Genomic DNA, 12,601 nt, shown 5'->3' on the forward strand with positions numbered 1-12,601 from the left:
GGGAGACCCCATGCACCGGACGCCGCTCTCCCCCGTAGCCCTCCGGGCACGGGAGGTGCCCCCAGATCCGGCCTGATCGACAAGACACCCCCTAGCGGGCGGCCTCGGCCGGCTGCGGTGCGCGGTCCGCCGTGCGCAGGAGGACCGTCGCGACCGCGCGGGCGCGCAGGGCAGCCTCGGTGGTGCCCTCGCGCAGGGCGGTGACGATGGCACCGTCGCCGAGGAGGGCGAGCTGGCGGGCGAGGGCCTCGTGGTCGCGGTAGCCGCCCTCGGTCAGGAGGGCGTCGAGCCGGGCGATGACCTTCTCCTTGTGCTCGGCCGCCACGTGGTGGGCCGGGCTCTCCGGATCGGCGGCCTCGACCATGGTGTTGATGAAGGCGCAGCCGCGGAAGTCGGCGGCGGCGAAGCGCTCCGCCAGTCCGTCGAAGAGGGCGAGCGGCAGCTCCTCGGGCGTGCGCTCGCTCGCCTCGATGCGGCCCTCCAGCCAGGCCCGCCACATGCCGTCGCGGCGCCTGAGCACCTCGACGACCACGTCGTCCTTGCTGGGGAAGTGCCGGTAGAAGGAGGCCCGGCCCACTCCGGACTCGGACAGGATCCGCTCGATGCCGACGGCCCGGATGCCCTCTTCGTAGAAAAGACGCTCCGCGGCACTGAGGAGTCGTTCTTTCGCGTTCGTGGCCATACCAAACGGTACCACTCGGTTCCATAGCCGGGAACGGAGTCCGCGCCTCCCGTTGCGCCGGATGGAACCGATCGGTACCGTCAGGATGGTACCGATCAGTTCCGTCTTGGTTCGGCTCAAGGAGAGATCCATGCCCCGCCTGCCCCAGCTGACCGTCGAGTCCGCCAACGAGGAGCAGCGCGAGCTGCTCGAGAGCACCCTCAAGCAGCTCGGCAAGCTGCCCAACCTCTACGCCGCCCTCGCCAACGGCCCGGCCGCCCTGCGCGGTTACCTCGCCATGCGCGACGCCCTGGTCGGCGGCAGCTTCAGCGCCCGGCAGCGCGAGCAGCTGGCGCTCTACATCGCCCAGCGCAACGACTGCACCTACTGCGTCTCCGCGCACACCCTGCGCGGCGGCAAGGTCGGCCTGAGCGAGCAGGAGCTGCTCGCCACCCGCAAGGGCCAGGACGCCGGCGACCCGCACATGGACCAGGTCCTGCGGATCACCGGCGCCATCATGGAGAGCGGCGGCCGGGTCAGCGACGCGGCCCTCGCCGACGCCCGCGCCGCCGGCGTCTCCGACGCCGAACTCGCCGAGATCGTCGGCCACGTGGCGCTCAACGTGCTGTCGAACTTCTTCAATCACGTTGCGCAACCGGAACTGGACTTTCCGTTGGTTCCGGCGCAGCTCGCCGAGTAGAGTCCTGCGCTGCCGACAGGGGTGCCGGGAGCGAGGAAGCGTCCGGCACCCCTGTGGTGTGAGAAGACCGACTGGGGCGATCGAACGGGCGGCCTGACCGAGCCGCCCCCGTGTCAGGTGCCGCCGGGGGGCGGCAAGGGGGTTGAACACGTGGACATCGACGCAAGAACCCTGCGAACCTTCCGCGAGGTGACCCTGACCGGGTCCTTCACCCAGGCGGCCCGCCGCCTCGGGTACTCGCAGTCCAGCGTCACGGCGCAGATGCGCGCCCTGGAACGGCAGGTGGGCGAGCCCGTCTTCGAACGGCTCCCCAGCGGCGTACGGCTCACCCGCACCGGGACCGTGCTCTGCGACTACGCCCGGCAGATCCTCGCGCTCGTCGGCGAGATGGAGACCGCCCTGCGCCGCCCGGCCGCCAACCCGCCGCGGATGACCGTCGGCGTGGTGCCCGCGCTCGCCTACGGACAGCAGCTGGCCCGCCTCACCCACATCGGCCGCCGGCTCCTCTCCGGAGTCCAGCTGGCCCTGCGGGTCATGGGCACCGGCGAGGTCCACGACGCCTTCCGGGCCGGCACCATCGACGGCGCGCTCGTCCTCACCGTCGTCGACGCCGACGACCCCGCCGCCCTGCCCGGCACCCTTGCCGACCCGCTGCGCACCCCCGACCGGCCCGACGACCTGACAGAAGTGCGCCTCCAGGAGGTCGAGTTCGTGCCCGTCACCGGAGTCGCCCGGATGCGCGGCGCGGCCGTCGGCCGGCAGGTCGTCATCGCCGACCCCGACTGCCCCTCGCAGCGCTGGCTGCCCGAGTTCCTGCGGCTCCGCTCCGACGGACCGCCCGAGATCCACGAGCTCGGCTCCATGGCCGGGGTCCGCGCCGCCGCCCAGTCCGGGCTCGGCTGCGCCATGCTCCCCAGGGCCCTGGCCGCCTCCCCGCGCGAGGCCGGCGGACTGCGCCCGCTGCCCGGCGTGCCCCGGATGCGCTGGAACGCCTCCCTGATCTCGGTGCGCGGCGACGACCGCCCGGCCCTCGACTGGGAGAACCTCGCCGAGACCCTGCGGCAGGCCACCGCGCTGGCCGGCTCCGTGCCCGGCGACGACCCCGAGGGCGCCGCCGCGGTGTCCGCCCTCGGCCCCGAGGGCCTCGCCGGCTGACCCGCTCCACCCCGCGCCACCCCCGAACCGGTGCCACGGCACGCCCGTCTCTCCCCGGACCCACACCCCCGACCGGGCTCCAGAGGCGACGGGCGCGCCGTGGCACCTCCTCGTTCCCCGGGAGCGCCGGTACGGGACGGGGCCCGGGAACGCCGAAGGGCGGCGGGGCGGGTGCCCCGCCGCCCTCCGGCGGTGTGCGTGCGACGCGGTCCCGGCCGGGGCCGGGGCGGCTCAGGCCGCCGGCGCCGGGAAGGTCGGGTACTCGACGCCCGAGACGTGCTGGACGACCCGGATGACCTGGCAGGAGTAGCCGAACTCGTTGTCGTACCACAGGTACAGGATCGCGTTGTCGCCGTCGACCTTGGTCGCACCGGCGTCGACGATGGACGCGTGGCGCGAGCCGACGAAGTCCATCGAGACGGCGTCGGGCGCCGTGGTGAAGTCGATCTGGCGCTTCAGCGGCGAGTGCAGCGAGACGTCGCGCAGGTACTCCAGGACCTCGTCGCGGGTGGTCTCGCGGCCCAGGCGCAGGCTGAGGATCGCGATCGAGACGTCCGGGACGGGGACGCGGATCGAGCTGCCGGTGATCGGGGCCTTGAGGTCCGGCAGCGCCTTGGCCACGGCGGAGGCGGCGCCCGTCTCCGTGATGACCATGTTCAGCGGCGCGGAACGGCCGCGGCGGTCGGCCTTGTGGTAGTTGTCCAGCAGGTTCTGGTCGTTCGTGAACGAGTGGACCGTCTCCACGTGACCGCGCAGCACGCCGTACTCGTCGTCCATCGCCTTGAGCGGCGGGACGATCGCGTTGGTGGTGCAGGAGGCGCAGGACAGGATCTTCTCGTCCGGCTTCACGGTGTCGTGGTTGACGCCGTGCACGATGTTCGGGACGTCGCCCTTGCCGGGGGCGGTCAGGACGACCTTGTCGATGCCCGGACGCAGGTGCTTCGACAGGCCCTCGCGGTCGCGCCACTTGCCGGTGTTGTCGATCAGGATGGCGTTCTCGATGCCGTACGCCGTGTAGTCGACCTCGGAGGGGTCGTTGGCGTAGATCACCTTGATCGTGTTGCCGTTGGCGACGATCGTGCCGTTGGCCTCGTCGACCGTGATGGTGCCCTGGAACTGGCCGTGGATGGAGTCGCGGCGCAGCAGCGAGGCGCGCTTCACGAGGTCCTGGTCGCCGCCGCCGCGCACGACGATGGCGCGCAGGCGCAGGCCGTTGCCGGAGCCGGCCTTCTCGATGAGCAGGCGGGCGACGAGCCGGCCGATGCGGCCGAAGCCGTACAGGACGACGTCACGGCCCTCGCCGCGCTCGATCTTGTTGGCACCGGTGGCGCCCGCGACGGCCTGGGCGGTGAACTCCGCCACGGACAGGCCCTTGTCGTCCGCCTTGTAGTCGGCGGCCAGCATGCCGATGTCGATCTGGGACGGGCCCAGGTCGAGCGTGGTGAGCGCCTGCAGGAACGGCATGGTCTCGGTGACCGACAGCTCCTCGCCGTCGATCTGGCGGGCGAATCGGTGGGTCTTGAGAATGCTCACCACCGACTTGTTCACCAGGGAGCGGCTGTGGAGGAGGACGTTGACGTCCTGCTCCCGGTGCAGCTTCCCGATGATCGGGATCATGGACTCCGCGATCTCCTCGCGGTTCTTCCAGTTTGTGAACGAGTCCTCGTTGACAGTCACAGAAAGCATCTCTCGATCGAGCCAGGCAGTGCTCAAATGCTAACCCGCCCCCTCCGATGTGCGGCAGGGGGGTCCCGTGTGGTCCTGGACACGGGGGTGCGGGGGCGGGGTTTCCGGCGGTAACATCCGGGGTGCGAGAAGCTGACGCTCCGTCAACTCCGGAGCGGTGTCCCCCCGTCGACCGCCTCACCGGCGAGACCGGGCGCCGGCACCGCCGCCATCCCCGTTCCCGCCGCCGTCCCCGCCCCCACACCCCGACCGCCGGGAGGCCCGCCGATGCGACGCCCCGCCACCGCCCTCCTCACCCTGCTGATCGCCCTGGCCGCCCTGCTCGCCGGCCCCGGCACGGCACCCGCCCGGGCCGCCACCGCCCACCGGCCCGTGATCCTCGTGCACGGCTACAACGCCGACCCCGGCGTCTGGGGCGGCCTCGACGCGCGGCTCCGCGCCGCCGGATACGCCGAGGGCGAGATCTTCCGCTGGGGCTACGACACCCACCGGTCCGTCAACGAGGTCCTGGCCGGCCGCTTCGCCGCGTACGTGGACGAGGTGCGCCGCACCACCGGCGCCGAGCGCGTCGACGTCGTCGCCCACTCCTTCGGCAGCCTGCCCACCCGCTGGTACGTGAAGTACGGCGGCGGCACCGCCACCGTCGCCCACTGGATCTCCCTGGCCGGACCCAACCACGGCACGAGCGTCGCCTGGGCCTGCGCCCTCTGGGACCAGGCCTGCCGCGACATGACCCCCGGCAGCTGGGTCCAGAACCGCCTCGCCGAGGGCGACGAGACCCCCGGCCCGGTCACCCACACCACCTTCTGGTCCGGCTGCGACGAGGTGATCGACCCCGACACCAGCGTCCCGCTCACCGGCGCGACCAACATCGCGGCCGGCTGCCTCGACCACAACGCGCTGCTCGGGGACGAGGGCGTCGGGCGCGGAGTGGTCGCCGCGCTGACGGGCGCATGAGGATCGCAGGCGATCACCTGACGAGCGCCTGACGCGCGCGCGGGGACCTCTCCGACCGCCCTGACGACCGCCACCTGACGGGCCCCGGCTCAGCCGGGCGGCACCTCCGCGAGGCCGCCGACCTCCACGGACCCGTCCGGGCGGACGGCGGCCGTCACCGTGGCGGGGCTGCCGAGCGCGTCCCCCATGTCGACCGCGATCGAGGCGATCCCGCGCCGCCCGAGCAGCGCGGCGAGACAGGCGGTGCCGTTGGCGTTGGCGATGTCCTCCGGCACGCCGATCGACGGCGCGAACATCCGCGCCGCCAGGGCCCCCTCGGGGCCGGGCGCGGTGTACACGTACGCGCCGAGCAGCCCCGCGCGGTCGCAGGCCGCCCGCAGCCGCACCGGATCCGGCGCCAGACCCCACAGCGCCGCCCGGTCCGGGACCGCCACCAGGGCCCGCTCGCGCCCCACACCGGCGATCCGGACCTCTGCGTCCGCGCGCAGTCCGAGCGCGGCGAGCAGCGGGCCCTGCTCCCCGGGCCCGAGCGCGCGCAGCGCCACCGGGCCCGGGTCGAACGCCGCCGCGACCCGCCCGGGCGCCCCGGGCACGGGCGCGGTGCGGCCGGTGAAGCGCCGTCCGCCCGCGGACAGCGAGACCGGCCCGGGACCCCCGCGGGCGGCGAGCACGGCGAGGGCGGCCACCGTGCCGTGCCCGCAGGCGGGCAGCTCACCGCCCGAGGTGAAGAAGCGCAGCCCGACGGTGTCGCCCGCGCGCCGCACGAACACCGCATGCGAGGTGCCGTACCTCTCCGGCACCCGCTGCCGCGCGGCCTCGCCGGCCTCCGCCGCCTCCCCGGCGTCCTCGCACACGACGGCCGTCGGACTGCCGCCGCCCCCGTCCCCGTCCCTTAGACACGCCCGCACCACCGTCACGTCCGGCCGCACGCCCCCACCTCCCCGTCCCGTGCGCCTTGGTCCGGGGCCAGTGTCCCGCAGCGCGCCGGACCCCTCAGGGCGCGGGCTCCGGGTGCGGGGAGCGGGCGGCCAGGGTCGCGCCGAGGAGCAGGCCGGCGGCGATCGCGACCACCGTCGTGACCAGTTGCAGCAGGTCCCGGAAGCCCGCGATGACGTGCCCGCCCGCCAGCGTGGTCAGGCCGCGCATGCCGAGCGAGCCCACGGTGAGGGTGAAGAAGCCGGGCAGCAGCAGCACCAGCCGCGGCGGCCGGTCGGGCCGCCGGGTCAGCAGGGTCGCCGTCGCCGCGAGGACGGCGGCGGCGACGAAGGTGCCGCCGGTCTCCCCGATCAGCTTGGTGACCAGCGACTGCACGCCGACCGTCAGGTACACCAGGGCCAGCAGCGGCCAGAACAGGCGGGCCGGGACCGCGAAGGCGAGCACCGTCCCGGCCGTGAACACGATCCAGGACAGGAACAGCGCCCAGCGCGGCAGATCGGCCTCCGCCGCCACGTCGAACAGGGCGCGCGCGGGCGTGTCCGTCACGTACAGGCCGAGCAGCACGCCCACGTACAGCTGGACGAGGAGGAAGGCGGAGTAGACGAGCCGGATCGCGCCCGTCGTGAGGCGGCCCGCGCCGAGTTCGGCCGCCGCCGCGCTCAGGTAGTCGCCCGGCACGAAGAAGAACAGCGCGGGCAGCATCAGCAGCACGGGCCCGCCGCGCGCCGGACCGTCGGCGAAGAACACCAGGGTGACGACGGAGACCGCGACGGACACCACCAGCGGCAGCACCCTGGCCAGCCGCGGCAGCCGGTCCGCGGCGACGGCCAGCCCGGCGGCGATCGCCGCGAGCACGCCCGTCGTGCCGATCTCGTACCAGGTCGGCTGCATCAGGGGTGCGAAGCCCAGCGAGAACAGCACGATCCCGAGCAGCTTGAGCGGCCAGGGGTACGGGGCGGGCGCGGCCTCGATCCGGTCGAGCCGCCGCGCCGCCCCGGCGAGCCCGACCCGGCCCGCCGTCAGGTCGGCGACCAGCGCCTTCACGGCCACCACCCGGTCGAGCCGGAACACCTCGGGGAAGGCCCGCACGGTCGTCGTCCGCTCGCCGCCGGTGGTACGGACGGTGAGCACGGCGGCGTCCGGCACGAGCAGCAGGGTCGCCTCGCCGCCGCAGGCGCGGGCGGCCGTCGTCACCGTGCGGTCGACGATCTCGGCGCCCTCCCCGCTGACGCCGAGCAGCACCGTCGTGAGCCGGGCGAGGAAGGCGGTCAGTTCGTCGGGTCCGGCGGCAGCGGGTGGCTTCATCCGCCCCAGGGTGCGGCGCGGCCGGGGGAGCGGCGAGCCGGCGGCGCCCTTACGGGTGAGGCCACGGCCCCGATGCCGTTCCAGCCCCCGCACCCCTCGGGCCCGGGAGCCCCTCAGGCCTCCCGCACCCCTCGCGCCCCGGGTCCGGAGCCCCTCAGGCCCGGGAGCCCCTCCGGCCTCCCGTACCCCTCCGGCCCGGGAGCCCCTCAGGCCCGGGAGCCCCTCAGGCCCGGGAGCCCCTCCGGCCTCCCATGCCCCGCCTCCCGCGCCTCTCCGGCCCTCGGGCCCGGGCCCGGCGGCATCGCTGCCACGCGCCGGCCGTGCCCCGCCCGCGCCCGGCCCGCGTCCCGTTCCGTCCGGATTCCGCAATCCCTTCGAAACCACCCCGCCCGGGCTGGCAGTCTTGCGTCGTGACGTACGTCGTGACCGTGGAAACCTGCATACCCGACGACGCCCCCGACCTCGACGCCCTCGGCAGGTTCGGCGCGGCCGTGCTCCTGGAGCGCGGCTTCGGCTCCGTGGCCGGCGCCGAGGGACCGGACGGCGTGGAGGTGGACGTCCTGGACGTGGACGTGACCCCCTACGCGCGGGGCGCCGAACTGTCCGTGACCGCCCTCGCGCCCTCCCTGGAGAGCGCCGAGGACGCGGTCGGGGCCGTGGTCCAGGAGGTCCTGGACCGGACCGACCTCCTCACCGGCTGGCTCGTGGTCAGCAGCGAGGTGCGGCTGCACACCGACCGCGCCCGGGAGAGCCTGGCCGCCGCCGACGGCCCGGACGTGCCGCCCAGCGACCCGGCCGCCCGGCGGGCCCGCCACACGGCCGGCGGGGCCCGGCGGGAGGACGGCGAGGACGAGGACGGCGTCTGGTCCGAGGTCGTGGAGGACGCGCCCGACCCCGAGACGGAGATCCGCGCGATGGCGGCGCGGCTCCGGTCCTTCGAACCGGCCGTCTTCGGCGCGAGCCCCGACACCGCCGAACTCGCCGCCGGCGCCCTGGTGCACGCCGCCGAGGTGTTCATCGACGAGCTGTACGACGACGTGCAGGCCCTCGCCGACGAGGACACCGACGTGGCCGACTGCCAGGGCCACCTCTGGCACCTCGACCGGCTCCCGGCCCGTCACGCCGCCCGCTACGACGAGCCCTTCGCCCGCCGCTTCCTCGTCACCGCGGTCGCCCTCACCACCCGCTTCACCGACGGCAGCTTCGCCCGCCTCGGCTGCCTGGCCGAGGAACTGGTCCTGCGCTTCCTCCTCGAACAGGCCAGGGCCGCCCTCGAGCTGTACGGCCTGCTCGACGCGGACGTCCTCGCCGCCCTGGAGCGCTTCCGCGCCCACGTGCACGAGGGGGGTGCGGAGGAGGAGCCCCCGCTGCTCGGCTTCGGCACCTGGTTCACCCCGTTCGGCGAGGACCACTACGTCCACCCGTACGCCGCCGACTCCTTCGACGACGAGGAACCCGCCGAACGGACCGAGGGCTCCTAGGCCCTGTCCGGAAAGTCTCACCTGGCTCGCGGCGCCTGGCACGCACTCCCCCGTAGCCCTGCGGGCACGGGAGGTGCCCCCACGCCGCGTTGTCGTCGGTCGCCATGGCAAGCCATGTCTCCGCCCCCTCGGCCTGGCGGCCGGGGAGGTACCCCCACCTCCGCCTTGCGATCGCACGCACCAGACACCGCGAGCCCTGCCCTGCGGGCAGACGACGCCACTTTCCGGACAGGGCCTAGGCGCCCCGCCGGCCGACCGGACCGCGGCGGTAGGCTCGGGCGGTCCGGGGCCGGCGGGCGGTCCGGGGCCGGGAACAGACGAGGAGACGCTGTGTTCGTGAAGGTGTGCGGGCTCGCCACGACGTCCGACATCGACGTGGCCGTCGCGGCCGGGGCCGACGCGGTCGGGCTGGTCGTCAGCGGGACCAGCGTCCGCGGCCTGGCCCGCGAGCAGGCGGCCGCGCTCGCCCGCCACGCCCGCGCCCACACCCCCGAGCGGGTGCTGTCCGTCCTCGTCGTCAACGACACCCCCGCCTCCGAGGCGGCCGAGCTCGCCCGCGCACTCGACGTCGACGCGCTCCAGCTGCACGGCCCGGCCTACGGCGAGGCGGAGTTCGCGGCGGCCGCACGGATCTTCCCCCGGCTGTGGCGCGCCACCTCCCTCAAGGAGCGGCCCGACACCCGGGTCGGCGCCTACGGCGAGGAGGTGCTGCTGCTCGACTCGCCCCGCGCCGGGTCCGGCGCCCGCTGGGACCTGTCCCTGCTGGACGCGGCCCGCCCCGAGGGCCCCTGGCTGCTCGCCGGCGGCCTGGCCCCCGACAACGTCGCCGAGGCCGTCGAGCACGCCCGCCCCTGGGGCGTCGACGTGTCCAGCGGAGTGGAGTCGGCGCCCGGCGTGAAGGACCACGCCCTGATCCGCGCCTTCGTCACGGCCGCCAAGGCGACGGAGGACGCCAACGCGACGGGGGACGAGGAAGGCCGGGCCGGCGTCGCCGGCTGACGCGGGGGCCGTTGTCAGACCCTCCCGGTAGCGTGCGGACGCAGTCTTCACCCCGCAACAGCACCCGCCCGCACTCGCACTCGCGCTTGCACTCGCACTCGCACCGGGAGAACCGCTCGTGGACATTCTGCTCGTCGCCGGTCTGTGGCTCGACGGATCCGCATGGGACGACGTCGTGCCCGAACTCGCCGCACTCGGCCACCGGCCCGTGCCGCTCACCCTGCCCGGCCAGGGCGACGGCGCCGTCGGCGCCACGCTCGACGACCAGGTCGCGGCCGTCGTCGCCGCCGTGGACGCGGCGGCCGGGAAGCCCTTCGTGGTGGGGCACTCCGCCGCGGCCTCCCTGGCCTGGGCGGCCGCCGACGCGCGGCCCGGGCGGATCGCCGGAGTCGCCGTGATCGGCGGCTTCCCCGCCTCCGACGGGCGGCCCTACGCCCCCTTCTTCCCGGTCCGGGACGGGGTCGTGGACTTCCCCGGCTGGGAGCCCTTCGAGGGCCCGGACGCCGCCGACCTGGACGAGGCCGCCCGGGCCCGCCTGGCCTCCGCCGCGCTCCCGGTGCCCGGCGCGGTCGCCGAGGGGATCGTGCGGCTCACCGACCCGCGCCGCTTCGCACTGCCGGTGACGCTGGTGTGCCCCGAGTTCACCCCGGACCAGGCCCGCGAGTGGATCGCGGGCGGGGAGAGCCCGGAGCTCGCCGCCGTGAAGCACCTCTCGTACGTGGACATCGACTCCGGTCACTGGCCGATGACCACCCGCCCCCGCGAACTCGCCCGCATCCTCGCGGAGGCGGCGGAAGCGGCCGAGGCGGCGGAGGCCACGGTGGTGGCCGAGGACTGAAGGGTCACCAGGGCACGGGGCCGCCGTCGTCGAAGAAGCCGCCGGTCGGTCCGTCGTCGGGCAGGGTCGCGAGGCGGATCGCGATCGCCGCGCCCTGCTGCGGGGTGCGCACGCCCCGGAAGCCGTTGAGGTCGGTGGCGGTGAAGCCGGGGCACGCGCAGTTGACGAGGATCCCGGCGGCGCCCAGTTCCTTGGCGTAGTGGACGGTGACGGCGTTGAGGAAGGTCTTCGACGCCGCGTACGCCGCGGGAACCGGGCCCATGTCGGCGCCGGGTGCGGTCTGCAGGGCCAGCGAGCCGAGGCTGCTGGACATGTTCACGATCCGCGGCGACGCCGAGCGGCGCAGCAGGGGCAGCATCGCGTGGGTGACGCGGACGACGCCGAGCACGTTGGTCTCCACAACGGCCCGCACGGTCGAGGCATCGACGGTGCCGGCCGTCTGCGGGAGGCCGCCGGCGATCGCGGCGTTGTTCACCAGGACGTCGAGCCCTCCGGCGCGGTCGGCGAGCAGTTCGGCCGCGGCGGCCGCACTCGCGTCGTCCGTGACGTCGAGCGGCACGCCGAACGCGTCGGCCCCGGCGGCCCGCAGCTTCTCCACCGCGGTGTCGCGGCGGTGCGGGTCCCGCGCGCCCACGCCGACGTGCCAGCCGAGGGCGCCCAGACCGGCCGCGATCTCGTACCCGATTCCCTTGTTCGCGCCGGTCACCAGCGCGATCGTCCGTTCGCTCATGTCCTCCAGCCTGGTGCGCACGGGGGCCCGAGGTCCAAGACCGGCCGGGTGGCCGGCGATACCGCACGGGTATCGGTCCTGGTGGGGCGCCGATAGCATGTGCCGGTGGAGACACGGGAGTTGCGCTACTTCGTCGCCGTCGCGGAGGAGTTGCACTTCGGGCGGGCGGCTCGGCGGCTCGGCATGGCGCAGCCCCCGCTGTCGCGGGCGATCCAGCGGCTCGAACGGCGGCTCGGCGTGCCGCTGTTGCACCGCGGCGCTCGCGCCGTCTCCCTGACCGAGGCCGGAGCGGTGCTGCTGCGGGAGGCCCGGGTCGCGCTCGACGCGGTCGAGGCCGCCGAGCGCCGCACCCGCCGCGCGGCCTGCCCGTCGCACGGCCTGGTGCTGGCCACGAAGGCCGGGGCGGCCGGCGACCTGCTGGCGAAGCTGCTGGACGCCTACGCCGCCGAGCCCGGCGCGGTCGCCGTCGAGGTGCTGCTGTGCGGGCCGGGCGAGCAGGAGCGGCTGCTGCGCGACGGGCACGCCGATGTCGCCCTGCTCCAGCGGCCCTTCGACACGACGGCCGGCCTCGACACGGAGGACCTGCACACCGAACCGCAGATCCTGGTCCTGCCCGCCGGGCACCCCTGGTCCGGCCGCCCGCACGTCACGATGGCCGAGGTCACCGGCCGGCCGGACCTCCCGCTGCCGCGCTGGCCGCGCCCGGGCGGCCGGTACCCGGACGGCCCCGGCCCGCGGGTGCGCGACCACACCCAGCTCTTCCAGCTGATCGCACTGGGCCGGGCCTGCGCGCTCGTACCGGAGTCCCTCCGACCCCAGCTGCGCGAGGCCCACGCGACGGTCGCGGTCCCGGACGCCCCGCCCGTCACGACCGTCATCGCCTGGCCGCCCCACAGCCGCTCCCGCGCCGTCGCCGCCCTGGTCCGCACCGCGACCCGCCTCTAGGGGGGGCGTCTCACCGATCACGCCGGGCTCGCGACTCCCCCCGAGCCCCGCCCGGGCGGGGGCGCCCCCGGGCACCGTGCCGCGCCGCGTTGCCGTCGGTCGCCGATGTCCCCCCTGGGCTTCGCCCGGGGGGTGGGGGTGCCCCGGGCGAAGCCCAGGGGAGTCCTCCGGCATCGCTTCCGCCCCTCGCCCTGGCGGGCCCGGGGAA

Annotated in this window: 12 protein-coding genes; 7 read left to right on the top strand and 5 right to left on the bottom strand. The window is 75.2% G+C overall.

What is annotated here, in order from left to right; all coding sequences use genetic code 11:
• Positions 1-91: 91 nt before the first annotated feature.
• On the bottom strand, positions 92-682 hold the full coding sequence (locus ACIGW2_RS24670) for a TetR/AcrR family transcriptional regulator (RefSeq protein WP_391656667.1): 591 nt from the start codon (positions 680-682) through the stop codon (positions 92-94).
• Positions 683-812: 130 nt separating this feature from the next.
• Between ACIGW2_RS24670 and ACIGW2_RS24675 the strand changes: the two genes are divergently transcribed.
• Both ACIGW2_RS24675 and ACIGW2_RS24680 read left to right on the top strand, forming a co-directional pair.
• A complete protein-coding gene (locus ACIGW2_RS24675) occupies positions 813-1,361 on the top strand; it encodes a carboxymuconolactone decarboxylase family protein (protein ID WP_356075689.1) in 549 nt (182 codons plus the stop codon).
• A 150-nt stretch (positions 1,362-1,511) separates the two neighbouring features.
• Entirely contained in the window at positions 1,512-2,516 is a 1,005-nt protein-coding gene (locus ACIGW2_RS24680; RefSeq protein WP_391656666.1) for a LysR family transcriptional regulator, read from the top strand.
• A gap of 231 nt (positions 2,517-2,747) precedes the next feature.
• Here the strand turns inward: ACIGW2_RS24680 and ACIGW2_RS24685 are convergent, their stop codons facing one another.
• Positions 2,748-4,193 (bottom strand): glyceraldehyde-3-phosphate dehydrogenase, encoded by a 1,446-nt coding sequence (locus ACIGW2_RS24685; RefSeq protein ID WP_356075715.1) that lies wholly within the window; start codon positions 4,191-4,193, stop codon positions 2,748-2,750.
• Positions 4,194-4,469: 276 nt separating this feature from the next.
• On the opposite strand from ACIGW2_RS24685, the gene ACIGW2_RS24690 reads away from it, so the two are divergent.
• A complete protein-coding gene (locus ACIGW2_RS24690; RefSeq protein WP_399845914.1) occupies positions 4,470-5,159 on the top strand; it encodes an esterase/lipase family protein in 690 nt (229 codons plus the stop codon).
• 89 nt (positions 5,160-5,248) lie between these two features.
• Here the strand turns inward: ACIGW2_RS24690 and ACIGW2_RS24695 are convergent, their stop codons facing one another.
• Positions 5,249-6,088: a PhzF family phenazine biosynthesis protein gene (locus ACIGW2_RS24695; RefSeq protein ID WP_399845917.1), complete on the bottom strand. Its 840-nt coding sequence runs from the start codon at positions 6,086-6,088 to the stop codon at positions 5,249-5,251.
• Positions 6,089-6,152: 64 nt separating this feature from the next.
• A complete protein-coding gene (locus tag ACIGW2_RS24700; protein WP_391656664.1) occupies positions 6,153-7,400 on the bottom strand; it encodes a threonine/serine exporter family protein in 1,248 nt (415 codons plus the stop codon).
• Between the two features lie 410 nt (positions 7,401-7,810).
• Here ACIGW2_RS24700 and ACIGW2_RS24705 point away from each other — a divergent pair, with 410 nt between their 5' ends.
• The 3 genes from ACIGW2_RS24705 to ACIGW2_RS24715 all read left to right on the top strand — a co-directional run bounded on the left by ACIGW2_RS24705 (position 7,811) and on the right by ACIGW2_RS24715 (position 10,718).
• A complete protein-coding gene (locus tag ACIGW2_RS24705) occupies positions 7,811-8,881 on the top strand; it encodes a hypothetical protein (protein ID WP_399845920.1) in 1,071 nt (356 codons plus the stop codon).
• Positions 8,882-9,211: 330 nt separating this feature from the next.
• The gene (locus tag ACIGW2_RS24710) at positions 9,212-9,880 is read left to right on the top strand and encodes a phosphoribosylanthranilate isomerase (RefSeq protein WP_399845923.1); all 669 of its coding nucleotides are present in this window, start codon (positions 9,212-9,214) and stop codon (positions 9,878-9,880) included.
• Positions 9,881-9,998: 118 nt separating this feature from the next.
• A complete protein-coding gene (locus ACIGW2_RS24715; protein ID WP_391656661.1) occupies positions 9,999-10,718 on the top strand; it encodes an alpha/beta fold hydrolase in 720 nt (239 codons plus the stop codon).
• 4 nt (positions 10,719-10,722) lie between these two features.
• Here ACIGW2_RS24715 and ACIGW2_RS24720 read toward each other — a convergent pair whose 3' ends face one another.
• Positions 10,723-11,448 (bottom strand): SDR family NAD(P)-dependent oxidoreductase, encoded by a 726-nt coding sequence (locus ACIGW2_RS24720; RefSeq protein WP_361578130.1) that lies wholly within the window; start codon positions 11,446-11,448, stop codon positions 10,723-10,725.
• A gap of 105 nt (positions 11,449-11,553) precedes the next feature.
• On the opposite strand from ACIGW2_RS24720, the gene ACIGW2_RS24725 reads away from it, so the two are divergent.
• Entirely contained in the window at positions 11,554-12,393 is an 840-nt protein-coding gene (locus tag ACIGW2_RS24725) for a LysR family transcriptional regulator (protein ID WP_399845926.1), read from the top strand.
• Positions 12,394-12,601 lie beyond the last annotated feature (208 nt).

The sequence above is a fragment of the Streptomyces sp. NPDC053541 genome, assembly GCF_044544705.1.
Taxonomy (GTDB): domain Bacteria; phylum Actinomycetota; class Actinomycetes; order Streptomycetales; family Streptomycetaceae; genus Streptomyces.

What these genes read in the sequence shown, in the direction of transcription:
- ACIGW2_RS24670 (WP_391656667.1), bottom strand. Translation starts at nt 682, where the DNA reads ATGGCCACGAACGCGAAAGAACGACTCCTCAGTGCCGCGGAGCGTCTT.
- ACIGW2_RS24675 (WP_356075689.1), top strand. Translation starts at nt 813, where the DNA reads ATGCCCCGCCTGCCCCAGCTGACCGTCGAGTCCGCCAACGAGGAGCAG.
- ACIGW2_RS24690 (WP_399845914.1), top strand. Translation starts at nt 4,470, where the DNA reads ATGCGACGCCCCGCCACCGCCCTCCTCACCCTGCTGATCGCCCTGGCC.
- ACIGW2_RS24700 (WP_391656664.1), bottom strand. Translation starts at nt 7,400, where the DNA reads ATGAAGCCACCCGCTGCCGCCGGACCCGACGAACTGACCGCCTTCCTC.
- ACIGW2_RS24720 (WP_361578130.1), bottom strand. Translation starts at nt 11,448, where the DNA reads ATGAGCGAACGGACGATCGCGCTGGTGACCGGCGCGAACAAGGGAATC.